This window comes from Chitinophaga sp. 10T418 (assembly GCF_056394125.1).
On the sequence record NZ_JBFTHG010000022.1, the window covers coordinates 55299 to 79436 of the forward strand.

At 46.4% G+C, this 24138-nt stretch carries 20 protein-coding genes; 6 read left to right on the forward strand and 14 right to left on the reverse strand.

Annotated elements, in window-relative coordinates; all coding sequences use genetic code 11:
* Positions 1-117: 117 nt before the first annotated feature.
* The gene (msrB, locus tag AC1DCV_RS34595) at positions 118-633 is read left to right on the forward strand and encodes a peptide-methionine (R)-S-oxide reductase MsrB (RefSeq protein ID WP_441576711.1); all 516 of its coding nucleotides are present in this window, start codon (positions 118-120) and stop codon (positions 631-633) included.
* Here the strand turns inward: msrB and AC1DCV_RS34600 are convergent.
* The 3 genes from AC1DCV_RS34600 to AC1DCV_RS34610 all read right to left on the reverse strand — a co-directional run bounded on the left by AC1DCV_RS34600 (position 625) and on the right by AC1DCV_RS34610 (position 2982).
* On the reverse strand, positions 625-921 hold the full coding sequence (locus AC1DCV_RS34600; protein WP_477027469.1) for an antibiotic biosynthesis monooxygenase family protein: 297 nt from the start codon (positions 919-921) through the stop codon (positions 625-627). The two genes, msrB and AC1DCV_RS34600, sit on opposite strands and share 9 nt — an antisense overlap.
* Before the next feature lie 44 nt (positions 922-965).
* Positions 966-2087: a helix-turn-helix domain-containing protein gene (locus AC1DCV_RS34605; protein ID WP_477027470.1), complete on the reverse strand. Its 1122-nt coding sequence runs from the start codon at positions 2085-2087 to the stop codon at positions 966-968.
* Positions 2088-2250: 163 nt separating this feature from the next.
* Positions 2251-2982, reverse strand: coding sequence for a DUF481 domain-containing protein (locus AC1DCV_RS34610; RefSeq protein ID WP_477027471.1), 732 nt, complete (start codon positions 2980-2982; stop codon positions 2251-2253).
* Positions 2983-3073: 91 nt separating this feature from the next.
* On the opposite strand from AC1DCV_RS34610, the gene AC1DCV_RS34615 reads away from it, so the two are divergent.
* Complete coding sequence (locus tag AC1DCV_RS34615) at positions 3074-3571, forward strand: hypothetical protein (protein WP_477027472.1); 498 nt, start codon at positions 3074-3076, stop codon at positions 3569-3571.
* Positions 3572-3661: 90 nt separating this feature from the next.
* Positions 3662-4516: a sugar phosphate isomerase/epimerase family protein gene (locus AC1DCV_RS34620; protein ID WP_477027473.1), complete on the forward strand. Its 855-nt coding sequence runs from the start codon at positions 3662-3664 to the stop codon at positions 4514-4516.
* Between the two features lie 46 nt (positions 4517-4562).
* Here AC1DCV_RS34620 and AC1DCV_RS34625 read toward each other — a convergent pair whose 3' ends face one another.
* Positions 4563-5552, reverse strand: a complete 990-nt coding sequence (locus AC1DCV_RS34625) for a helix-turn-helix transcriptional regulator (protein WP_477027474.1) — start codon at positions 5550-5552, stop codon at positions 4563-4565.
* 111 nt (positions 5553-5663) lie between these two features.
* On the opposite strand from AC1DCV_RS34625, the gene AC1DCV_RS34630 reads away from it, so the two are divergent.
* The 3 genes from AC1DCV_RS34630 (at position 5664) to AC1DCV_RS34640 (ending at position 10084) form a co-directional block, all read left to right on the forward strand.
* A complete protein-coding gene (locus AC1DCV_RS34630) occupies positions 5664-7460 on the forward strand; it encodes an ABC transporter ATP-binding protein (protein ID WP_477027475.1) in 1797 nt (598 codons plus the stop codon).
* A complete protein-coding gene (locus tag AC1DCV_RS34635; protein ID WP_477027476.1) occupies positions 7457-9181 on the forward strand; it encodes an ABC transporter ATP-binding protein in 1725 nt (574 codons plus the stop codon). The genes AC1DCV_RS34630 and AC1DCV_RS34635 overlap by 4 nt, the downstream gene beginning before the upstream one ends.
* A 159-nt stretch (positions 9182-9340) precedes the next feature.
* Positions 9341-10084, forward strand: coding sequence for a hypothetical protein (locus tag AC1DCV_RS34640; RefSeq protein WP_477027477.1), 744 nt, complete (start codon positions 9341-9343; stop codon positions 10082-10084).
* A gap of 61 nt (positions 10085-10145) precedes the next feature.
* On the opposite strand, the gene AC1DCV_RS34645 is transcribed toward AC1DCV_RS34640, so the two are convergent.
* The 10 genes from AC1DCV_RS34645 to AC1DCV_RS34690 form a co-directional block, all read right to left on the reverse strand.
* Positions 10146-11267, reverse strand: coding sequence for an efflux RND transporter periplasmic adaptor subunit (locus tag AC1DCV_RS34645; protein WP_477027478.1), 1122 nt, complete (start codon positions 11265-11267; stop codon positions 10146-10148).
* Positions 11268-11307: 40 nt separating this feature from the next.
* Entirely contained in the window at positions 11308-14586 is a 3279-nt protein-coding gene (locus AC1DCV_RS34650) for an efflux RND transporter permease subunit (protein WP_477027479.1), read from the reverse strand.
* A gap of 53 nt (positions 14587-14639) precedes the next feature.
* The gene (locus tag AC1DCV_RS34655; RefSeq protein WP_477027480.1) at positions 14640-16022 is read right to left on the reverse strand and encodes a TolC family protein; all 1383 of its coding nucleotides are present in this window, start codon (positions 16020-16022) and stop codon (positions 14640-14642) included.
* 120 nt (positions 16023-16142) lie between these two features.
* Positions 16143-17462, reverse strand: coding sequence for a sensor histidine kinase (locus AC1DCV_RS34660; RefSeq protein ID WP_477027481.1), 1320 nt, complete (start codon positions 17460-17462; stop codon positions 16143-16145).
* Positions 17459-18148, reverse strand: a complete 690-nt coding sequence (locus AC1DCV_RS34665; RefSeq protein WP_477027482.1) for a response regulator transcription factor — start codon at positions 18146-18148, stop codon at positions 17459-17461. The genes AC1DCV_RS34660 and AC1DCV_RS34665 overlap by 4 nt, the downstream gene beginning before the upstream one ends.
* A gap of 96 nt (positions 18149-18244) precedes the next feature.
* Positions 18245-19093, reverse strand: a complete 849-nt coding sequence (locus AC1DCV_RS34670) for a hypothetical protein (RefSeq protein ID WP_477027483.1) — start codon at positions 19091-19093, stop codon at positions 18245-18247.
* A gap of 151 nt (positions 19094-19244) precedes the next feature.
* Entirely contained in the window at positions 19245-20453 is a 1209-nt protein-coding gene (locus tag AC1DCV_RS34675; RefSeq protein ID WP_477027484.1) for a redoxin domain-containing protein, read from the reverse strand.
* A gap of 24 nt (positions 20454-20477) precedes the next feature.
* Positions 20478-21587 (reverse strand): redoxin domain-containing protein, encoded by a 1110-nt coding sequence (locus AC1DCV_RS34680; protein ID WP_477027485.1) that lies wholly within the window; start codon positions 21585-21587, stop codon positions 20478-20480.
* 17 nt (positions 21588-21604) lie between these two features.
* The gene (locus tag AC1DCV_RS34685; protein ID WP_477027486.1) at positions 21605-22690 is read right to left on the reverse strand and encodes a redoxin domain-containing protein; all 1086 of its coding nucleotides are present in this window, start codon (positions 22688-22690) and stop codon (positions 21605-21607) included.
* A 21-nt stretch (positions 22691-22711) separates the two neighbouring features.
* Entirely contained in the window at positions 22712-24133 is a 1422-nt protein-coding gene (locus AC1DCV_RS34690; RefSeq protein WP_477027487.1) for a RagB/SusD family nutrient uptake outer membrane protein, read from the reverse strand.
* Positions 24134-24138: the final 5 nt, after the last annotated feature.

Consider the following 24138-nt stretch of genomic DNA (forward strand, 5'->3'; position numbering starts at 1 on the left):
GCCGGAATAAAAAGGGCTTTTTTGTAAGGATATCCTGTTTACCACGTCTAATAGGATGAACAACGGTCATACCGATTTAAAGCCGTAATTTTAGATAGCTTATTAATTACAAAAAAGATGAGACAAATATTTCTTTTAACACTGATCCTGGCTTCGCAGATTGCCTGCCATAGCCAGACGGGCAACAAAGAACCAATGGCAAAAAACCCTTATTACTCCAGAACAGACACGAAGAAGCTGCACATTACAAATGCGGAATGGAAAAAAGTATTGCCCCCTGATCTATATGCAGTGGCAAGGGAAGCCGCCACGGAAAGGCCGTTTACCGGTAAATACTGGGATGCAGATGTGAAAGGCAGCTACTATTGCGCAGTATGTGGCAATCCACTGTTCCGGTCAGACGCTAAATTCGCCAGTTCCTGTGGCTGGCCCAGTTTTTTTGAGCCATTGAAAGCGAACAGCGTGATTTACAAGGAAGACAACACCCTTGGTATGCAGCGGACAGAAGTGATCTGCGAACGTTGTGGATCGCACCTGGGACATATTTTCGATGATGGTCCCCCGCCTACACATAAACGGTTTTGTATGAACTCTGTATCGCTGGACTTTGAACCAGATCCCGGCTCACACTAAAGATAGTTGTTCATAATGCTGCACCACCGGGAATGGATCATAAAATTCATGCAGCAATTTTTTCCATTCCTGGTAGTCAGCAGATTGCCGGAAACCAATAGTATGATCTTCCAGTGACTCCCAGTTGACGAGCAATATATACCGGTTAGGTTGCTCTATACATCGTTGTAACTGATGCCCGGCATATCCCTTCCTGCTACTGATAATATGGCTGGCAAGGCGGAAATGCTCCTCAAACCGCGACTCCCTGCCCGGTATTACATCCAATACAGCTACTTCTAAAATCATCTTCTTTATTTTTAGGTAAAAAAATCACCCCTGCCGTAACTGGCTCAGGATATGTCAGGTGCGTTTTTCCTGAATTCGGAAGGAGACATGCCCGTTACCTGTTTAAAAACACGCTGGAAAGTAGCGACAGAGCTAAAGCCACAATCGGCGGCGATACCGGCAAATGTCAGTTGATCTGCATCTGCCTGCAATAACTTCTCCTTAAACAGGTTTACCCGGTAACCATTTACATACTCGTTAAAATTTTTATGAAGATGCTGATTCAGCACCGCAGAAATTGTTTTAGGTGCCAAACCCGTATGCTGTGCTACTACATTTAGTGTGAGTGCGGGGTTCAGGTAAAGATGATCTCCTTCCATCGCCTTTTTCAGCAAAACAACGGCCGTATCAACGGTAGCCACAGGCAGCACCACCTCTGTTTTTTTGTCGGTGACCAGCTGCTGCCAGGAAATCAGGTACCCTTTTATTCCCAGCCAATAGATCAGTATGGTAATAGGCACATAAATGGGGTACCAGTCCAGGTTATTCAGGATTACATCTGTATAACGCGGGATCACATAAGGCACCAGGTACAATAGCCATATCGCCAGGAAGGCAGTCATTACCCAGACAAACTGTTGCAACCAAACCAGGCCCGGCGCTGACTTATCAGTCGCCCTGTAAGTACGCAGGTATTTAAATGACAGCCATGCATACACTGCCAGGGAAATCCATCGCGGAATATCGGAATACACATTGTAGGTATCTATAAAAATGCCCCAGGGAACAGGGTTATTTTTCACTGTATTGGTTAACACACCTATCAAAAAGATGATAGCAGTAAGTGGTGCACCCAGGTCAATGATGGCTGGCAGAAACTGTAATTGCTGCTTCCGGCCGAGTGTAAAGTCTGGCTCCAGGAAAGCCCGGATATAAAAATACATCAGAGGCCCGAACAGCATGCCCGTGATGAACGGAACAAAGCTGGATAAAAAAGCTAACCAGGGCGAACCAAACCAATCGCTGAAAGACGCGTACAAGCCAAAGCTGGCCAGCGCCATCAAAAAAATGAATGCTGCCAACAGCCGGTTGGCCAACCGGTTCCTGGGGGAATAAAAAAGCAGGCCGCTGACAATAAAGCCCTGTATCGTACCCAGTAAAATAATGGTTTGCAATAATCCCTTCATAGCATCGTGGCAACAAATGTTTGTTTGAAAAACAAAATAAGCTAAAATATTTTCCTGACAACCTCAACTGATCATCAAAGCAATAGTGTTGCCTGCTGACAGCCCTGGCCGTACTGTTCACCGGGTGTAAAAAACTGCTGACTGCCATCCGGAAACAGCGTTGCTAAAAGAATTTTTCTATCGTGATCCCATAGTTGACCAGCAGGTTTTCGCGGTTGGTGCGGTTCAGTTTATTATAGGTCATGGCTGCGGTAAGACTAAGCCAGGAACGGAGTTTTACTGAAAGACTGTTATCGCATTTAATGATATAGTCGTCTCCGTGGGTGAGTGAATTCTGGATATAATTGGAGCCTTCCAGCACAATCATATTAATAATTACCCATCTGTAATTTATCCGCAGCGAATTACGGACGGTCTGATAGATATCGGGGATTGTATCGTGCAGGTAAAGGTTACTGGCCTCAAAGAGGAGCCCGTCACTGATGTTAAGTCTTGCGTTTTCATGGTGTATAACATAATAGGCTGCACCACCTCCGCCCTGGAAACGGTTATTAATCTTTAGCGAAAAGCTTTTATCGAAAGTGGCCAATCCCCAGTAGTAGATTTTCTTTTCGCTCCGGAGCACACTTATATCCATAAAAGCGGAGAAATCATTATTGGTAATACTCCGGTCCTGCTTTCCATACACGTAACTGGCGGCTGTATTCAGCACCAGTTTTTTCTTACTCATTTTAAAGCCCAGGTTATTATTCAGTAAGAAGGAATTACCATCGTTGGTATTATTAACAGAGCCGGTAGACGCATACTTAAGATAATAATGCACAGAGTCGCTGAACTGGGCAGCCGTGGTAAAACCGTAAAATAATGTCAGTAATAGTAAAACTATTCTCTTCATATCTGGGTACTTAGTTTAAATCTGATGCGATTCCCCCGGGCAGCACAATTAACGTGCCTGAACATTCCTTTGAATGAACTATATTTAGACTATGCTTAAAAACGCCATCAGTAACATTTTACAACGCCCCTCCAGGTTATTCCTGTTGGCAGCGGTACTGACATTTATGATTTCCCTACTGGTTTGGAATAAGCAGGTGGATATTMATATCTACGATACCGTATTTATCCTGCCGCTGGCATATTTGCTTTGGCCACTTGCGGGTTGCTTTATGATATTCTTCCTGTTGTACCAGTGGCTGAATAAATTTCTGCCTCAGAAAATATTTGCCTGGATACATGTGATACTAACCTTAGGCACATTGCTGGGGGCATTCATTTTCTTTTACCGGCAGCATCAAATTGTTCCATTCATCAGCATACCGACACAGGGTATAACTGTCACCGACATATTGGACCCTTACCGGGATCAAACTTTCCCTAATAGGGTCATTGCTTTTCTGCTGACCAATGCACAAGTTGTGTTTGTATTCCACCTTATTTATGGATTGATTACTTATTCCCGGAAAAAACCCTCCACTTTATCATAAAAAATAAAGAATTTTAGAGATCTTAGTCTGCTTGTTGCACGCATACATACGCAAGGCTTCATTGCTAAAACCACGTAAATCACAAACCATATGTCATCAAGAAGAAATTTCCTGTTACAAACAGCCCTCGGCGTAGCTGCCACCACGATGGCGCCTTTTGCCGCTACCAGCGCATTTGCGGGAAATAAAGCTACCAGCAACAAAATAAAAGGGCAGCTCCCGGTAGGCATGGCAGGATATACTTTTGCCAAATTTGACCTGGACCAGGCCATTGCCATCATGAACCGGGTAAATATTAAATATATTTCTGTAAAAGATATTCATCTCCCCTTAAACAGCACCCCGGAAAAAATACAGGAAGTGCTGGGTAAATTTGCCGCCGCCGGCATCAAAGTATATGCGGTAGGCGTTATCTACATGAAAACAAAAAAAGCGGTAGATGAAGCTTTTGAATATGCCAAACGCGTAGGCGTACCGCTGATTGTAGGTGTGCCTAACCCTGAGCTGCTGGACTATACAGAAGAAAAAATAAAGTCGTATAACATCCGGCTGGCGGTACATAACCACGGACCGGAAGATGCATTGTATCCCGGACCAAAGAATGCTTATGACCTGATTAAAGACAGGGATGAACGCCTGGGGCTTTGCCTGGATATCGGCCACGCTACGAGAGCAGGTGAAGAGCCTTCCAAAGCTATACTGGCGTACAGAAACAGGATCTTTGATCTGCATATCAAAGATGTGAGTGTTGCCGCCAAAGATGGTAAGGCTATTGAAATTGGCAGAGGTGTGATTGACTTTAAAAAGCTGGTAAGTGCGCTGGATAAAATTAATTATCAGGGTGTATGCGCCATTGAATTTGAAAAAGATATGAGTGATCCATTACCCGGCATTGCTGAATCAGCGGGCTATTTCAAGGGAGTGATCAATACGGTAAATAGTTGATTGGAAAGGTGGTGTTACGTTGATGAACGTAACGCCGCTTTTGTTACTACTGATTAAATTTTCCGGGTGGAATGCTGAACTTTTTACGGAAGGAAGTGCTGAAATGCTGCACAGACGAATATCCTGTTCGATCCGCCACTTCTTTTATCGGTATACCTTCCTGCAGTAATGTTCTGGCCTGATCCAGCCGCATTTCATTCAGATAACCGAAAACGGTATTGTTAAACAGTTCTTTAAAGCCGTTCTTCAGCTTAAAGGTATTGGTGCCTGCAATGGCCGCCAGCTCCTGTAGTGTAGGTGGGTCGGTGATATGCTGCAGCAGGTATTCCCTGGCATAAGTAATACAATCTTTATCATGCGAAGAGGTGAGCGCAGTTTTTCCCGGGATACTCTGCTCAAATGCTGCTGCCTGTAAGGTGAGCAACTCTACACATTTGGCCTGCAGGAACAACAATTTTAAGCCGCCGGAAAAACGGCAATCCATGATCTCGCGGATACAGCGATGCATGGCAAAAGACATTTGCTGCCCTTCCGGATGGACATTGGCATCCACTTTACTGTCTATCTTTTCCGCAAATCCGCTCAATAGTTTGCCGGTATCTTTTACCAGGTCCATGAAATAAGAACGGGTAAAATGTACTTCAAAAAATTTATAGGGGTCCAGTGCATGGTACGATGCATCACCGTCAAATGTGGAGATGTACATGATATTATGCAAATTGGGACTGAAATTATATTGCATGCCGCTGGCCCGGTTATTCACGGTACCATTGCCTGCCAATGCAAAGTTCAGTTCCACCACATCTTCTCCTTCCATGGAGCGGATGCGAAAATGCCGTTGTTGTAGCAGCATGTCGCCGTAAACGATAAAAATATCCGGCAGGCAGATCTGCACCAGCTCCATATCACCAAAGTCAAAGCTGACTTTCTCCCGGCGTTCCTGCACCAGTGGCCGGCCGCCATCTGCCATCTTCGGAGGGAAAGGCAATGTTAAATCCTGCCATACCCCGTCCTGGTCCTGCACCATCATCCCCATAGCACTTCTTTTATGGTAAATAAACTATCCCGCTGGTATAAAAAACTATCCCGCTCGTGTAAAAGTAGTCATTGTGATATGATTCACCTTTGAATAAAGTTAAATATTTCAATGGAAGAAAATACTAAAAAGAAGTCGGGCGTGTCCCGGTTACTGGAAATAGCCGGCGGGCGCAGGCGCCTGTTGCTGCTATCTGCCGTACTGGCTGTGCTACACGTACTATTGGCCATTGTACCTTACATCCTGATGTATGCTATTCTGAAGGCCATGATAACGCCGCCCGTTGATACCGGGCTTATAAAAACATATATCCGTGACGGCGTTTACGCTATTATAGCCGCCTATGCTTTGCTATATGCTTCGGGTATGGCGTCTCACGTGGCGGCGTTCAACATCCTGTATGAGTTGCGGAAAAAAATGGCGGATAAATTAGGCAGGCTACCGCTGGGATTTATTAACCAGTATAATTCCGGTGCGCTGAAGAAAATTATGGCAGATGATATTGAGCGTATTGAAAATTTCATTGCGCACAGTATCCCGGATTTTGTAAAAGGGATGACGCTGCCCCTGGTTACACTGGCGTACCTGTTTACCGTAGACTGGCGGCTGGCGCTGGCCAGCTGTATGCCTATTGCATTGTTGGTGATATTGATGCCGATCATGTTCAGTAAAAAGAGAGTAGCAGAAATGACCAACTTCCATCGCTCACTGGAAGACATGAATGCCGGCATCGTGGAATTTGTAAGGGCTATGCCGGTGATCAAAATATTCGGGCATACCGCAGTCAGCTTTGATAAATACAGCGGCACCGTATACCGCTTCCGGGAAATGGTAATAGCCTGGGTACGCACCTCCTCTCCTGCTTTCGGCATATTTATCAGCTTTGTGAGCAATGCCTCCCTGCCGGTGCTGGCCGTAGGATTTTACCTGTATTTCCAGCAGGGACTCAGCTTATCCGTACTGCTGTTGTTCCTGATACTGGGCGTAGGTTACATCCGTCCGTTGTTTGCCTTAAGTAACCTGGGGTCACAAATTTCTGTGATTAACCACGGCGTAAAACGCCTCGATGAAATTCTCTTTAGCAGGGAAGCCGAAACCGTAGGCAATGAAACATTAGGGACAGACTACCGCATTGAATTCGACCATGTTTGCTTTAGCTATGACGGCCATGCCGATGCCCTGAGGAATGTAAGTTTTAAAGTAGCGCCGGGAAGCATTACCGCCCTGGTGGGGCCTTCCGGGTCCGGAAAATCTACTGCAGCGCAATTGGTAGCGCGCTTCTGGGATATACAGCGGGGCTATATTCTTATCGGCAACCAGGATATACGAAAAATTAAACCCGAAGAACTGATGCGGCATATTTCCTTTGTTTTCCAGGACAGCTTCCTGTTTCAGCAAAGCATCTATGAAAATATCCGCATGGGTATGGATAAAAGCACCGCTGAAATTGTCGCTGCAGCAAAGGCCGCACAGTGCCACGACTTTATCACCCGGCTACCGGATGGCTACCAGACAGTCTGGGGCAGGAATGGTGTACATCTCAGCGGTGGAGAGCAACAGCGGATACAGCTCGCCAGGGCCATTTTAAAAGATGCACCTATCCTTATCCTGGATGAGGCCACCGCCTTCAGTGATCCGGAAAATGAATACCTGATACAACAGGCATTCAATCAATTAATTTCCAATAAAACGGTGATCATTATTGCGCACAGACTGAGCACCATTACACGCTGTAACCAGATTGTAGTCATGGACAAAGGCGCTGTAGCCGGTATTGGCCGACATGAGGTGCTGTTGAAAAACTGCTCCCTGTACAGCACCATGTGGGATGCACATACCAGGGCTAAATCTTTTGCGCTGACAGAGGAACAAATATCTATTGCTACTTTAAATACTACTACCGGATGATCGCGAATCTTTTCTTTACTTTTAAAACTGCTCCGGCCATTGTTCGCCGCAGTGTACTGCTGGAACTGCTGCACAGCATTTTCATTGCTGTACCTACCGGGTTCCTGCTCCTGATTATACAAGATCTTTTCTCGGGCCATCCTTCCCAATCGCGTTTATACGCGTACGTTATGATCATGGTGGTGTTTCTCATCGGGCAACTGTGGGTATCTGTAAAAACGATCGTTACCAGTAATACGATGACGTATACCTTATCGACCAAACTGCGCATATTGCTGGGCACACACCTGCAACGCTTATCTATGGGCACTTTCAAGCAACGCGATCCGGGCGATCTGGCTGCGGTGGTGTTACAGGATGTCGCCAACTTTGAAATGATCTTTGGTCACACCATCGGTAATATGGCCGGTGCTGTTTGTGCCACGCTGATTATTTCCATCTTCCTGTTTATCAGCGACTGGCGGCTGGCACTCTTACTGCTGGCTGCATTACCGGTATGCTGGGCCATGGTTAAAATATCCAATCTGCTGATTGTACAACAGGGGAAAAAACATGTACAGGCCAGGAATGAAACAGGTGCACGTTTCCTGGAGTATGTGCAGGGTATCCGTCATATTAAATCCTTTGGCATGACTGGTAGTCGCTTTAGCACACTGGAATCTGCGCTCGATGATTTCCGTAAGACCAGCATCCGCACAGAAGCCATCCCCGGCCCATTCGTGATTACTGCCGGCGTTGTACTGGAATTGTTTTTCCTGTTGATGCTCAGTGTTGCTGTTACCTTTTTAACCAAAGGCAGCCTGACGGTGGCCACGCTGATTACTTTCGTCATTATTGGCTACCGGTTGTATGAACCGATAAAAATCCTGTTGGTAGACTATGTCATTTTGCGTTACATGAATATTAGTCTGGGTCGCGTCATTGAGTTATTGAAAGCACCGGTACAAAGCGCCGGCAAACAGTTGGTACCGGAGCAGTATGACATCTCCTTTGAAAATGTAACTTTTGCTTATCATGGAAATAAAAAGGTATTGGAAGCTGTATCCTTCCGGGTGCCGGAACACAGTATGCTGGCGCTGGTGGGGCCTTCCGGTTCCGGCAAAACCACCATTACCTCCCTGATTGCCCGCTTCTGGGATGTAACGGAAGGTACTATAAAAATCGGCGGCACCGATGTAAGGGATATGTCGCCGGATGAAGTGTATGCCTGCATCAGCGAAGTATTCCAGGATGTATACCTGTTTGACGACAGCATCTATAACAATATCCGTTTCGGACGCATGGATGCCAGTGAAGCGGACATCCTCGAAGCTGCAGCGGCGGCACAGGTGCTGGATTTTGCCATGGAATTACCCGAAGGTATACATAGCCGTACCGGAGAGGGAGGGAACAAATTATCCGGCGGGCAAAAGCAACGTATCAGCATCGCCAGGGCCTTATTAAAAAATGCGCCGGTGGTATTACTGGATGAAGCCACTGCTTCTCTTGACCCGGAAAATGAAATTTATATACAACAGGCCATACAACAACTGGTAAAGGGAAAAACCGTGGTGGTAGTGGCGCATAAGCTGGCCACCATTAAAAATGCAGACAACATCCTGGTGCTGAATGAGGGGAAAGTAACAGAGACAGGAACGCATGAATCCCTGCTGGGAAAAGGCGGATTATACCACCGCTTATGGGAGATTCAGCAAACCGCGAATGGATGGAAGATTGGGTAACTGTTGCTATAAAAGAAACAGCCGGTATTTTGTGTGATAACAAAATACCGGCTGTTCTGTTTATAAAAAGAATTAGCATTTAAATATCATATTACAACGGAAAATATCATTAATATTAGCTATTCAAACACCCTATTATTTCATGCTCAAAATAATGCCATGAGTCCATTAAACATTACCGTGTACCTCCAGGCGCTGGGAGGCAAATTACTTGGTCCCAATGCTTACAACCCCAACTATGATTCCATTGCCGTTAGGATTGATGTAGATGGCACTCCTATCGACTTAAATTATGATGCCAGCAGCAGTATTGATGATGGAAACTTCACACCTCTGGTGAGTGGCCGCACGCCTTATCTTCTTCCTATTCTTACTCCCAATGACTCCAATGGAGGACAGGTAGACTATCTCGCGGCAGACAGCAATACCGTTACGGCTACACCTTATGCCACCGCACCAATAGTAATCGGGAGTGTTACCCCAGCGACTATTATTGCTACTGTCCCCTACCCGGATAGTACACCACTGACCATTACACAAAGCGTATTGCTAATTCCCACGCAGTCATCTTATACTTTTACCTTGATTGTTCCCGGCTTGCTACTGGAACAAAATACCGCCACGCCACCAGATGGCGGCATTTCTGTACTGGTGAAAATGATGTGTGGATGCCAGGTCACCGTCAATACTTACAAGAGTTACTGGTCACCGGAGGATTTCGATGTTACCGCCTATGTTACTTATAGCGATGGCAGTATCGTTACTTACACCATGAACTTTGATGCCACCAGCAATGATTCTTCTTTTATCGCTACAATAGACGATCTGTCTTACACGCAGATATATTATACCGCACAACAACGCAGCACCGGTAACTACGGTTACTTAACCGTACAGCCATAGGAAAAATAAAAAGGGACTGCCTCCGGTGAGAGACAGCCCCTTTGATTCATCATCTATCTACCTACTTAACTTTTACATTGGTGGCGGGCGCATCGTCCCTTACTTCTTCGCTGGCGATGGTGATTAAGGTATCGCCGGCAGCCAGATCTCCGAAGACTTCTGTCTTACCATTTTCACTGCGGCCTGTTGTAACGGGCACCCACTTTGTTTTCTTGTCCTGTACTTTCACTACAAATACTCCTTTGGTAGAATTCAGCACTGCCGTAGAAGGCACCACGAAATTGCTGGTGCTGCTATTCAGCGGAATAGCCACTTCTGCTACCATACCGGGTAATAGGGTTTTATCGTTGTTGGCCACATCAATTTCGATGTGTTGGGAACGGAGTTTGCGATCCAGTGCTCCTGCCAGGCGTATTACTTTTCCTTTGAAAGGTTTATTAGCCAGTGATCTTACGGTAAAATTCACTTCACTCTGGCTGCTCAGATAGCTGGTATATGCCTCCGGTACGCTTACTACCAACCTCAGTTTCTTTTGCTCCTGCAGGGTGAAGATGGGCATTTCAGAGCCTTTACCGGAAGGACCAACATAGGCGCCGGCGCTCACATTACGTGCGGTGATAACACCGTTAAACGGCGCGCGGATTTCCAGGTAATTACGGTTGTCTCCTACTTCACGATGGGCCGCTTTGGCAGCGTCCAGTTGTGCCAGGTCCGATTTCTGGCGGGCAAAGGCCACGTCCAGATCGTTTTGTGAAATAGTGCCAGGCGTTTTACTGGTTTCCAGCAAACGGTCGTAAGTGGCTTTGCTGGAAAGATAGATAGCTTCCTGTGACTTCAGCCTGGATTCAGCACCAGATAACTGTGAGTTGATTTCAGGCGCTTCCATGGTCGCTAATATTTGTCCGGTGGTGACTTCACTGCCTACGTCTACATTCATCTTTTTAATAAAGCTGCTGACTTTGGCGTAAAGGTCTACCTGCTGGAAAGCAATCAGCTCACCGGGTATTTGTATCGAAGAAGAAAGACTTCCTTTTTCCAGGGAGAAAACGTCCAGTGGGGGCACTGTTACAGATGCGGATGTGTCTTTTCCTTCTTTGGCGCCGGAGGAGCTGCAACTATACAGTCCTGCGGTGATAATCATTGCTGACAATAAAGGAAATGTTATACGGAAACCGCTGTTCATAAAATATATTTTAATAGAAATTAGATGATTAAAATGATGGTTATGCTTTTTCGTCTGAAGGAATATAGTGTGTACTTTCTTCATCTCTCGGATGCAGCGATATGCTTTGTGTACCCGCTTTACCCTGTCCCCAGGCGAACGCTAAAGGTAATATAAACAATGCCGCGAAGGTAGATGCTACCAGGCCTCCAATCACCGCTCTTCCCAAAGGAGAAGACTGATCACCGGCTTCACCCAGTCCGCTGGCCATTGGAATCATACCCACCACCATTGCCAGGGCTGTCATTACGATAGGACGCAAACGCAGCGCCGCGGCCTCTGTAGCAGATACCAATGAATTGCCATTATGCTTCCTCAGTTGTTCTGCATTCGTGATCAGTAACACCGCATTGGAGATGGACACCCCTACCGACATGATCATACCCATGTACGATTGCAGGTTAAGCGTAGACCGGCAAAGCATCAGGAGCGCCAGAGAGCCGAGTAATACCGCCGGTACTGTTGCCAGTACAATCGCAGATACTTTAAACGACTGGAAGTTGGCCGCCAGCATCAGGAAGATCACTACAATCGCTACAATCAACCCACTCTGTAAACTGTCGAGTGTATCAGTGAGTGTGTTGCTCAAACCAATCATTTCCACGTTCAGTCCACGGGGCAACGGACCCAGTGCTGCTATCGCCTTCTTCACACCTGCGGAGGCAGTACCCAGATCTATATTATTCAGATTGGCGGTCACCGTCATCGTAGGCATCGCACCGAGGTTATCTACTTCACCATAAGTAGTATCTGTTGATAAAGTAGCTACATCACTCAGTAAAGGCCGGGAGGCATTTTTCAGCAATGGGATTTCTCCAATCTGGTCTTTACTGTTCATCTTACTTTCCGGTACCTGCACCTGTACGTTATAGCTCAGGCCTGCTTTTTCATCTACCCATATATTTTTTTCCGTTAACCGGGAAGACGAAGTGGAAGCAGTGAGTGAACGCGAAACATCGCTCACATCCACGCCCAGCTGTGCGGCCCGGATACGGTCTATATTTATATTGATGGCCGGATACTTAATAGATTGTCCGATTTGTACATCCCTCAGGTAAGGCACTTTTTTCAGCTGGTCCACCAGTTCCTGTGCATATTTTTCACTCAGCTTTCTATCACGGCCGGCAAACCTTACCTCTACAGGTGTTGGTGAACCCTGGCTCAGGATCTTATCTGTCAGCTCTATCGGTTCAAAGGAAAGCTTCATCTGCGGATCAATAGACTTTGCTTTTTCCCTGATCTTATCTTTCAATTCCTCGAGATTGGTTTTATAATGCTCGGCCAGGGAAACCTGCAATACTGATTCGTGCGGACCTGCCATCCAAAGGAAGATAGGCGCGGTAGAAAACAACTGTGGGTGCATCCCGATGTAAGCAGAAGTAATAGATACATTCTCTTTTCCCACAATCTGGTTGATGCCATCCAGCAATTTAATCGTTTGTTGTTCTGTGCGTTCAATACGTGTACCATCCGGCACCCTCATCCTTACCTGGAACTGGCTGCCATTTACTTTCGGCAGTACATCGCGACCGATGCCGGAAAGCAGCAATACCACGATGCCGCAAACAATCACCAGGTAAGCAATAACGATCGGTTTGCGATAAGGCATCATCCTATTGATAAACCGCAGGTAGCGGTTACGCAATTTCTCGAAGCGGCTGATTTTGCCATCCCGGTTGCTGTCTGCGCGCTCTACCAGCATTTTTTTCTGCTCCCAGGTATCATGTTCTCCCGTGCCGGCAAGACCGGATGCAGCGAATTCTTCTGCATCAGACATGTTGCTGCCATCTTCTTTTTTATGGTGCTTTCCTTTCATCACCCAATTGGCCATGATAGGCACAAAAGTCTGTGCAAGGAAATAGGAAATGATCATACTGAAACCAATGGCCAGCGCCAGTGGCAGGAACAGGGAGCCGGGGATGCCACCCATTGTAAACGCCGGTGCAAACACGGCGAGGATACAGAAAAGGATGAGTAGTTTCGGGAAAGCAATTTCCTGACAGGCATCCCAGATGGCCAGTGCCTTGGGTTTGCCCATGTCCAGATGCTGGTGAATATTTTCTATGGTTACCGTACTCTCATCTACCAGGATACCAATGGCCAGCGCCAGCCCGCTCAGCGTCATGATATTGATGGTTTGCCCGAACAGGCTGAGGAAAAGTACGGCTGAAATAATGGAAGTAGGGATGGTGAGGATAACGATCATCGCCCCCCTTGGATCACCCAGGAAAAGCAATACCATCAATCCCGTCAGAATAGCGCCGATCGTACCTTCCGTTAACAGGCTTTTTACGGAGTTGATAACGTAGGTAGACTGATCAAATTCATACGTCAGGTTCACATCCTCCGGTAACTGCGCCTTCATTTTAGGCAACGCCTTTTTCAGGTTCTGCACCACTTCCCAGGTAGAGGCATCGGCACTTTTGGCGATACTCAGGTATACCGAGCGACGGCCATTAACCAGGGCATAGCCCGCGGTAACATCAGCGCCATCTTCTACGGTAGCCACGTCGCGCAGATAGAGATTTTGTACATCTCCCTTAAATAATGGAATATTTTCAAAATCCTTTACTGTGCGGATAGTGGTATTGGAAGGCGTGATATAATTGTTGTCGCCAATACGCACATTACCTGAAGGAGCTGTCTGGTTATTTAACCGCATCGCTTCCACCAGTTGATCTGCCGTCATATTATGTTGGCGGAGCAGCTCGGGATCAGCCTTGATCACCACGGTACGCATGTTACCACCAAAGGGAGTGGAACCTATCAACCCCGGAATGGACGTGAAGGAAGAACGCACATACACATTGGCCATATCCAGCAATTCATTATTACTCCGCTTATTGCTGCTCAGTACCAACTGCCCTACCGGTAAGGTAGAGGCATCGAAACGGATCACAAATGGCGGATTGGAACCAGGTGGAAAGATTGCCTGAATCCTGTTGGAAAAGGCGCTCACTTCTGCTGCTGCCTGGGCCATGTTGGTACCCGGATAAAAGTTGATCTTCATCAGGGTAAGCCCCTGGATATTCTTTGTTTCTATGCTTTTAACACCGTTTACAAACAGGAATATGTTGATATATTGTTTTGCGAAGAAAGACTCCATCTGCTTGGGGGTATATCCTCCAAAAGGATGGGATACGTAGATCACAGGCATGTCCAGCTTCGGGAAGATGTCTATCTTAATCGTACTCACCGCTTTTACCCCGAAAAAGAACAGGCCGGCAACCAGCACCAGGATAGTAATAGGTTTTTTTAATGCGAAACTGATTAAGTTCATGGTAATGAAGTGTTGATAAATAAAGCCATCAATGGCGTCCGTTTAACGAAAAGCTAGTTCTCAAATATGCTAAAATCTCCTACTGCTGCAGCTTTCAGCAATAAAGCCTGCCATACATTGCTATAAGCAATATCTCTGTCTGTTTCTGCTCTGATCAGTGCATACAGCGCCTGGGTTACATCTACCAGGTTTGTCAATCCGTTTTTATAGAGTACTGACTTCTGTACATACGCGTCTGAAGCGGCTTTCACCTGTACCGGCACTTCGAGGTAATTATCCAGTGCATTCTTTATTTTGGTATCGGAAAGACTCAGTTGCGCCCTGATCTGCTGACCGGCGAGGTCGTATTCATACTGTAATCCCTGGCTGATCAGCTTTTGTGACCTGACCTGCCGGGAGATCCGGAAAGGTTGTGTAATATTCCAGGTAACGCCCACACCCAGGAGATAGTTGGTACGGGTAGGTTTCACGCCATCCCAGTAGTTATGGGTAAAATCACTCTGATCGGCAGCATAGCCGTAACCAAAACCGGAGCCCCTGGTCTGCAATACACCTACCAGCGTAAATGCCGGGTAATAAAGGGTTTTGGCGTACTTCGTCTGCTCATCACTTAATGCAATACGGCTTTTATACCATTGCAGCAGCGGATGATTTTCAGGGTTAAAGGTTTGGTCAGGAAGCGTTGGAATACGGGTCATATAAGACGTATCCACCACAAAGGATTGTGGCGCCACGCCCATGAGTTGCGCCAGCTGATTACTTTGTTCCTGCTCAAAATCTATTGCTTTTGTCAGCGCAATTTTAGCGCTGGAGTATTCTGCGTTTGCCTGTGAGGAGTCCACGCCGGCAATGAGTCCGTTCTTTACACGGGTCACTACTACTCTGCGGATGGTGTCTGCACGTTGCAGGTTTTCCTGGTAGGAGCGGGTGAGCTGTTGTGCCGCTACAAGGTTTAAATAAGTGGCCGCTACTTTAATTTTGTGCTTAAAAATCTCTTGTTGCCAGTCTTTATCGTTCTGTGTAGCGGCCGCTAATGCTGTTTTCACCTTTTCCTTTGCTCTTCCGAAGGCAAAGAAATCCCAGTTGATATTAGTAAGGTATAATGAGCCAAAGGAGGCGTTCCAGTTCTGATGATCGAGTGGTAATCCGGAGGAGGCCACACTTAAGCCTCCGAAGCCGTATAATGGCCCGTTTTGGCCGTTGACGGTACCATAGTCCTGTTGAGCTGCCACGTTAAAATTGGGCAGGTAATCGCGGCGTGCCTGGGATACCTGTTCCCGGGAAGCAGCTGTATAGCTGGCTTTGGCTTTGATAGTTCCATAGTTGGCGATGGCAGTATCAATGGCCTGTTTAAGGGTAAAGATCTGTTGGGCCTTTACATGATAGCCGGCAAACACCGCTACAACAGCCAACAGCAAATATTTCTTACTCCACATGAATAAATAGATTTTACGGTTGAAATACCCTGAAGGATATTCATACGCAAAATGACTCCATCATTTTGAAGTAACTTTGAAGGAAATTCAAAATTGTGATTTTTTTTGGGAGAGATGTGACTAATCTGTCAGCATATCCGCTGTAGTCAAGGCTTCGCCGTTCATCACAATTGGCTGATCCTCTTTAAAAAAGTATACGTGGATGTTGTGCCACCCCTCTGCATAGGTATAATCTATGGCATAACCATTTACTTCACAGATCTGTTTTACGATGGCCAACCCCAGACCAATACTATCATTGCTCTGATTGCTTTTCTTAAATCGTTGAAACAATTCGCAGGTAGGACTCTGTGGAGGTAGTCCCGTATTGCTGATACAGAATTCGCGGTGTGTGAGTGTTATATGGATCTGGCCACCATCGCGGTTATGCCGGATCGCATTGCTCAACAGGTTGTTGATCAGCATCTCCGCCAGGGCCGGGTGAATGTTGAGCGGCACATTCTTATCCAGGTTAGTGGTGAGCCTGATTTCCCGCATAATGATCCAGTCTTCATAAGTGGCCATCACATCTTTGGTTACGCGGCAAAACTTCAGACTTTCTGTTGCTTTGAACTCCTGATTTTCCAGTTTGGTCAGCAGGATCAGCGAGCGGTTAATATGAGAAAGCTTTTCAATGGCATTCTGCATATCCCCTATCAGCGCGGCTTGTATGCTATCAATATTTGTTTCCGACAACAGTTCTATTTTACTGCGGATGACAGCCAGCGGCGTTTGTAGTTCATGCGACGCATTTTCACTGAACTCTTTCACTGCTGCATAATCTTCCATGGCCTTATCTGTCATTTTGGTGAGGAATGCATTGAGTTCTTTGAATTCAGTAGTGCTGGTTTGTGGCAGCTGCAATTTATTTTTCTGCTTCAGATCGAAGCTGTGAATGGCTTTCATGGTACGGCGCAAAGAAGAAAAGATCTTCCGCGAAAGAAACCTGGCGGTGATAGATACTGCCGCAATCATCAGCAGCATTTTCCATACTACCGTGCCCAGCATACCTCTGAAGATTTCTTCTGACTTGATCACATAGTTGAAGGAAGATATCTTATAATGCTGTGCCCCTATTTCGTAGTAGGAGTTCACGGTAATGCGACATTCTTTGTGACCCAGGTCTTCCGCCACATAGTTATCCTTTGTTACGGTCACCTTTTCTTCGGGCAGGGCGCCTGGCAGCAGGCTGATTTCAATAGGTCTGCCATGGGTATAATGGTCGGGCTTCTCTCCTGCCCGGAGTTGCTGTGCCACCCGGTCGTTGACGGCCTTCATGCGCTCTACTTCCGCCTGATCCAGGTGTTTTTTGATATTGTTCCGGGAGATGACCATGGTAATGGGCGTTACCAGGAACACAATACCGATGAACCAGAGCGTTATTTTGTTGAGTAGCTTCATGTTTTGGATGTATTAAACTTATAGCCTAAGCCATATACCGTTTCAATGTAATCTGTCCCTTCTACTGCACTGATCTTCTTCCTCAGGTTTTTTACATGCTGGTAAACGAAGTCAAAATTAGCCAGATTATCTGTATAATCTCCCCAGAGGTGGGCGGCAATTGACTGCTTCGAAAGTACGCGGTTTTTATTTACCACAAAATACAACAACAAGTCAAATTCCTTGCGGGTAACATCCAACAGGATATCATTAACGGTGGCTTCTACCGTATCCGTATTGAGTACTATTTCATTGAAAGTGACGATGTTATTGTTAATCCCTTCCAGCTTTTTACGTCGGTAAATAGCCCTGAGCCGGGCATGCAGCTCCGGCAGGTGGAAAGGTTTGGTCACATAATCGTCTGCCCCGCCTTCCAGCCCGTTGACCTTGTCATCCAGCGCATCTTTGGCCGAAATGATCAGAATGCCGCTGTTGATGTTCTCCTGTCGGATATATTTAAGTAGTTCCAGGCCGTTGCCGTCCGGGAGCATAATATCCAGCAGGATACAGTCGTACGTGAATAACGTAAGCTTTTCCCTCGCTGTTTCGAAGGTATAAGCCAGCTCACAGATGTACTTTTCACCGTTGAGGTAATCCGAGATACCGCTGGCTAGTTCCTTGTTATCTTCTACAATCAATACTTTCATAAAAACATACCTGGGTGTAAGGTGGCATGTAAATTTATAGCAATTTTGAAGTTTGGGGAAGGAAAGCTTCAAAGGAGTTAACAACGGCGGTGGCTATTACTGCTCCGGTAGGGGATCATCGAATGGATTCTCCGGCGGATCCAGTAATAATAGGTTCATACGAAAGTTCCCTATTTCTTCTTCCTCCGAAAGATTGGATGATATCACGTGCCAACCACGGGCGTCTCCGAAGTACTGTTTAAAAAGATCATTAAAAAAACGCTTGCTTTCTTCCATACTCCGTTTAATAAATTCATTCATACGCTCTTGCCGGTAGGTTACATGTTTGTACAGAAAATCTCCCACACTTTTCGTGGGTACATCTGCCTTGCGATAAAACTTATAATAGTCGGGCCATACGATAGCATTACTATGGTGCAGCAATTGCTGTTTTAGCTCATTTGGCCGCAGTGTTTTGTTATGCCGATAGTGACTCACAAGAATTTCTTTCCGTCTAGCTGCCAGATATTTCCGGTATTGCGCTTTAAGATAAATTATCTTGTCTTCATCCATGAACATAAAACGCTGAAAGGTTCTGGCATCTGCGTTTTTCCAAAGCGAAGGAATAAAAACCTCTTTGTAATACCTGGAAATTTCGCTTGCATATTTCAGATTTTTCATCTGCCACTCGCCGTCATCACCTTCTCTCATCTGCCTTTCCATTTCCTGTACCCGCGCCTGATGATGGCTCAGGAAAAGTGCCAGCACTTCACCTTGTAGTATTTCTTTAAACGTTGCCAGCTCAAAATCCAATTCTTCCCAGGCAGAAAAAAAATGTTCCTCTGAGTGAGCACTTTTATCTTCTTCATAACGATACACTTGTTCCGCCTGCTCATAAGACAGGTTATAAGCACCATACCGCTGCTTTACCAGGTTTACATGCCATTGATATTCTTCGGGTGTCATAATTTGATGATAGATGTACGATAGTAATTTAAGCATAAAACTGATAACAGCATACTTCTTTAGCGTTAACAAAACGCCTTAATAACACCTTTACATAAAAAAAATCCCCACGGCAAAAGCCGCGGGGACACCGAACCATTATTTCCAGTCCTTACGAACCGAAAATCTCTTTCAACTTCTTATTCATCGCTTCATCATCCTCACCACCACCGCCATAGCGGCCAATGATCATACCCTGCGGATCGATCAGTATTTTGGTAGGCAGCGAATGAATGCCATAATAATCGCTTACATCTTCGGGATTGGGCAGGTTCTTTTCCCGCTTGCTCCAGTCGAGGCCACGGAGTACATGCCGCCAGATACCAATACCATCCTGATTCACGGCCTTTTTCCAGGCTTCGTTATTGGAATCATCATCAGATACGCCGATGATTTCAAAGCCTTTGGCGCTGTATTTACCATACAGTTCTTTCAGATGTGGATTGCCTTTGCGGCAGGGACCACACCAGCTGGCCCAGAAATCCAGCATCACATATTTACCTTTAAAATCGGCCAGGTTAAGGGTTTTACCTTCGATATCGGTTTTGGTGAATTCGTGCGCGGGACTACCGGGAGAGCCTGCACGTAGTCCGTCCAGTTCTTTTTTGATTTCGAGACCATCACGGCTTTGCTGCATGGCAGGCGACATCTTCGCATAAAAAGCTTCTCCTTCCTGCAAAGGCATGCTGCTTACACGGTAGCGGAGCAACTGAGCCGATACATAAGAATCAGGATACTGCTCCATGAAGGTCTTATCTACTTTTCCCATTTCATCGTAGTAGGGCTCCATCTGATCTTTTATCTTATCGAGCTTTGTTTTATAGGATTCCAGCGTGGCTTCCGGCTTTTTTCCCTTCATCGCAGCGATGTATTCCTTGTTCAGCTTTTTAAACTCATCAGACAAAGGCTGTAGCTTTTTCTGTACCGGCGCTCTGGCAGCGGTAAGCTTATCCTGGTCCACCTGCGATTTGGAACCAGTGAGCTTTGCTTCTTTTAAGTGGCCATTAGCAGATTTCAACTGCATGGTGGCTGCTTCCATGAAGAAGGCAGTCATATCTCCTTCTCCATACATGGCTGCTTTAGGATCCAGGTACATTCTGCCTTCCACGGGCTGCACCAGTTCACCATGAAAAGTGAACTTGCCATTTTTGGACATGACACTGTCTGTCCGGTATTTATCTGCACCCTCTGCATAGCTGAGATAAACGTAGCGGTTGGGTAAACCTTTGATCTCTCCTGCAAGGGTAAATGACGCTTTTGTTTGTGCCTGGGCTCCCAACTGTAAAGCAATGAAGGGAAGGGCGATGAGCATATATTTCATATAATTATTTTTTTAGTAAGATGATTATAAAACTTCTGCCAGCTTCTTTTCGAGTTCATCGCCATGCAGATCTTTTGCGATGATCTTTCCGGATGGATCAATCAGCAGGTTGCTGGGGATGCTGCGGATATCATACTGTTTGGCAACGGCATTGTTCCAGAATTTCAGGTCTGACACGTGTGTCCAGGTGAGGCCATCCTGGTGGATAGCGTTGAGCCACTTTTCCTTGCCGTTGGGCTGATCGAGCGATACGCTGAGCACCGTGAAATTCTTACTGTTGTATTTATTAAACGCTGCCACTACATTCGGGTTTTCATCCCTGCACGGATGACACCAGCTAGCCCAGAAATCAACCAGCACATATTTTCCGCGGAAACTCTTCAGGGAAATGGGTTTCCCGAGGGTATCATTCTGGGTAAAATCGAGCGCCATACTGCCGATGCCCGTGAGCTTATTTACGCGGATACTGTGGCCCAGTCGTTTCGCCGGGCCGTTTTCTTTTGCGGCGGGCGACAGTTTATTGAAGATGCGTTCTTTTTCATCGGGTGGCAGGTCGCTCAGTTGCGATAACAAGGATGCGCTGATCCCGGATTGAGGATGTTGAAGCACCCATTGTTTGGTGAGGTTTTCGTTTTCCCCGCGCATTCGTTTCATTTCGGGCTCCAACGCAGCAAGACCTGCAGAATCTTTTTCCGCGTACAATTTATTGGCCTGTTTGTAGAGGTCTGCCTGTCCTTTTAAACCGGGCGCCTGTTTCAGCATGGCGATGTATTCGTTGTTGTCTTTTATGAATTGCGGCCCGGCAAACACGGCGTCTTTAAACATGGGTCCATCGCCTTTAATGGTGATGTTACCTTTATCCAGGTAATAGAAGGTCATGCTATAGTCGTCATAAGATTTCCCGATCCGGATCACGTAGAAATCGGCTTCCCCGGTCTTGATATTTGTTTTGATGGTGAAGCCGCCGGCGGTGGTTTGCACGGAGTCGCGGCGGTCATCATCGCCCTGTGAGCGCCAGTACACCCATTCACCTGCCGGCAGGTTTTTGATGGTGGCGGTAATGGTGGTATTCTGTTGTGCCTGTGCTGCGGCGGTAGTGAGTATCGCGGCCAGCAGTACGATTGTTTTTTTCATACCTGTTTGTGGGTTTTCTATTTTAATATTTCAGCGAGTTGTGTATGCAGTTTCGTACCTCTTAATTCTTTCGCGATAATAATTCCCTGCGGATCTATGAGGAAAGAACAGGGAATTGCCTGGATCCCGTATTGTTGCGCTACCTCGTTACGGAAGCCTTTCAGATCGGATACCTGCATCCATGGCATGCCGTCCTTAGCAATCGCTTCTTTCCATTTGTCTGCTTTATCATCGAGAGACACGCCGAGGACGGTGAAGTTTTTGTCTTTGAATTTATTATATGCTTTCAGCACGTTCGGATTTTCTGCGCGACAAGGGCCACACCAGCTGGCCCAGAAATCGAGCAGCACATATTTGCCTTTAAAATCGGATAAACGCACGGGCTTACCATCTACATCTCCCTGGGTAAAATCTATCATAGGCTGGCCAATAGCGCTCTTTTTCAGGATGGCTAAACGGGCAGCCAGCCTTTTGCCAACAGCTGTTTGTTGGGCAGCAGGCGACAGCAATTGGAAGACACTGTCTACCGGTGCATATTCGCCCATGATCGCCATGCCTGACACCAGATCTACACTCACTACACTTTCCGGATGTGCTTTGATATATGCTTTGGATCTCGCTCTTCTTTGTAAACGCAGGGCTTCGATCTTTGCTTCCAGTGCGGCTTCGGCGGTATCATTACCTTTTACTTCATCATATTTTGAATAGAGGGTATCTTCCTGTGCAGAGATATCTGCAATGGAGTTTCCGTATGCTTTATAAGCATCCTGAGAAGCGGAACCGGTGATCTGTAAATGGCTGATGGAATCGATATTTCCATTTATCTGTACAGCGGTATTTTCCATGAACAGTTCCAGGTAGCGGGTGGTTGTGCCGATATAAATCTTTTGCGGTTCCGCTATGGTACCGGTCCAGGTGAACTTCCCATCCTTCACCGGAACGGTATCTGTTTTAGCAGAATCACCGACCGGTATGGAAATGTACACAACGGAGTCTTTCAGGCCCGTTATGGCTGCCGTAATGCTGGCCGCAGGTGCCTTGGGCTGACTGCAGGCGGCGGTGAGCAGCAGTGCGGCAAACATGGTTTTTGTGTGGATCTTCATACTGAATTTTTAAGGTGTTAATTATTTTTGGTAACCTGGATTTTGTGGCCCGATAGCCGGGTTGTTCAGGAACTCCTGATGCGGAATCGGCAGAATATATTTGACCTTATCATTAGCAGTGGGCCGCAGTTCCTGGATCAGTGCAGACGGAAGCCGTAGTAAGGCCATCCATTCCTGTCCATCTTCTCCTACCAGGTTCCTGGAGGTTTCGAGATACAATTGCTTTAATACATCGTTTACGCTAACGGCATTGTCTACTGCCGCAAAGTTGGTTACGCCGGCATGTCCCATAATATTTTTGAGGATATCACGGGCCGCGGCTAAGCTACCACCGGCACGCACAATGGCTTCCGCTTTCAGCAGGTATACCTCTGATAAACGGATGGAATAAGCGGTTTCCGTCAGCGCTGTAGGTTTATTTCCCTCCTGAATATACTTCAGGAAATAGTAGGTATCATCCGCATAGCGGTTGGCGGTACCTATCATCCAGGCGCCACGTGGATCATTTGCCAGCAGGTCTTTCAACGCTTTTTTAGCTACATAGAGGGAAGATGCACCTGGCCAGTACTGCTTGCTGAGAACATAATAATAGCTTTCCTGATTTTGCTGTGATTTTATGCCCAATATTACTTCCGGACTGGTTAATCCTTTCACGTAAAAGAGATCCTTCATTTGAGGCTCCAGGGTGTATTTGCTGTTCAGAATAATACTGTCGGCCAGCGCAGTTACCGCCGGGTAATCTGCCGGCTGACCATGACTCATCAGCACGCGCATCTTCAGTGCCATTGCGGCCCAGCGGGTAGCATAAATCGGCTGACTTTGCGCAGGCGCATTGGCAATGGCATCATCCAGATCCGAGAGGATGGAAGTATAACTGTCTTTCACTGAACTACGTGCTTTGGAGATCTCTCCCACTGTTACAAATTCATCCCGCAGCAAAGCGCCAAGGGGACTATTCAGATCAAACCATTGTCCGAAATAGCTCAACAACTTAAAATGCGCGTAAGCACGCAGGAATCGTGCTTCTGCGAGGATTTGTTTTTTCCTGTCGCCGGTAAATCCCTTATCATCCAATACAGTAACGCCTTTGATTACCCCATTGGCGGCATTGATTAACTGATAGGAAGTTGTCCAGTATATGTCAGCAAAAAAGGAATTATTGTAGTTGTTAATTTCAGCACCGTCTGCACCATATCCGTATCCCATATATCCCGCAAATACGGCGGGTGGGACTTCATGCTCCATCCAACTCGTTACATTATTTTCCGCCTGCACATTTGCAAAACGGTAGTAAACGCCATTCAAAGCTATTTCAGACGTGCGTTGATCCAGGATGGTATTACCATCCACTTTGGCATTTTCAGGCAGTTTTCCCAACTCCTTTTTGCAGGCCACACCTGCTATCAATACCGCACCGAACATTACATATATGATCCTTTTCATAAAAT

Coding starts and splice junctions, on each gene's coding strand:
- AC1DCV_RS34665 (WP_477027482.1), bottom strand. CDS start 18,148: ATGAAAGTATTGATTGTAGAAGATAACAAGGAACTAGCCAGCGGTATC.
- AC1DCV_RS34685 (WP_477027486.1), bottom strand. CDS start 22,690: ATGAAGATCCACACAAAAACCATGTTTGCCGCACTGCTGCTCACCGCC.
- msrB (WP_441576711.1), top strand. CDS start 118: ATGAGACAAATATTTCTTTTAACACTGATCCTGGCTTCGCAGATTGCC.
- AC1DCV_RS34680 (WP_477027485.1), bottom strand. CDS start 21,587: ATGAAAAAAACAATCGTACTGCTGGCCGCGATACTCACTACCGCCGCA.
- AC1DCV_RS34625 (WP_477027474.1), bottom strand. CDS start 5,552: ATGGGGATGATGGTGCAGGACCAGGACGGGGTATGGCAGGATTTAACA.
- AC1DCV_RS34655 (WP_477027480.1), bottom strand. CDS start 16,022: ATGTGGAGTAAGAAATATTTGCTGTTGGCTGTTGTAGCGGTGTTTGCC.
- AC1DCV_RS34600 (WP_477027469.1), bottom strand. CDS start 921: ATGATTTTAGAAGTAGCTGTATTGGATGTAATACCGGGCAGGGAGTCG.
- AC1DCV_RS34670 (WP_477027483.1), bottom strand. CDS start 19,093: ATGACACCCGAAGAATATCAATGGCATGTAAACCTGGTAAAGCAGCGG.
- AC1DCV_RS34645 (WP_477027478.1), bottom strand. CDS start 11,267: ATGAACAGCGGTTTCCGTATAACATTTCCTTTATTGTCAGCAATGATT.
- AC1DCV_RS34660 (WP_477027481.1), bottom strand. CDS start 17,462: ATGAAGCTACTCAACAAAATAACGCTCTGGTTCATCGGTATTGTGTTC.
- AC1DCV_RS34650 (WP_477027479.1), bottom strand. CDS start 14,586: ATGAACTTAATCAGTTTCGCATTAAAAAAACCTATTACTATCCTGGTG.
- AC1DCV_RS34605 (WP_477027470.1), bottom strand. CDS start 2,087: ATGAAGGGATTATTGCAAACCATTATTTTACTGGGTACGATACAGGGC.
- AC1DCV_RS34635 (WP_477027476.1), top strand. CDS start 7,457: ATGATCGCGAATCTTTTCTTTACTTTTAAAACTGCTCCGGCCATTGTT.
- AC1DCV_RS34630 (WP_477027475.1), top strand. CDS start 5,664: ATGGAAGAAAATACTAAAAAGAAGTCGGGCGTGTCCCGGTTACTGGAA.
- AC1DCV_RS34675 (WP_477027484.1), bottom strand. CDS start 20,453: ATGAAATATATGCTCATCGCCCTTCCCTTCATTGCTTTACAGTTGGGA.
- AC1DCV_RS34690 (WP_477027487.1), bottom strand. CDS start 24,133: ATGAAAAGGATCATATATGTAATGTTCGGTGCGGTATTGATAGCAGGT.
- AC1DCV_RS34620 (WP_477027473.1), top strand. CDS start 3,662: ATGTCATCAAGAAGAAATTTCCTGTTACAAACAGCCCTCGGCGTAGCT.
- AC1DCV_RS34640 (WP_477027477.1), top strand. CDS start 9,341: ATGAGTCCATTAAACATTACCGTGTACCTCCAGGCGCTGGGAGGCAAA.
- AC1DCV_RS34610 (WP_477027471.1), bottom strand. CDS start 2,982: ATGAAGAGAATAGTTTTACTATTACTGACATTATTTTACGGTTTTACC.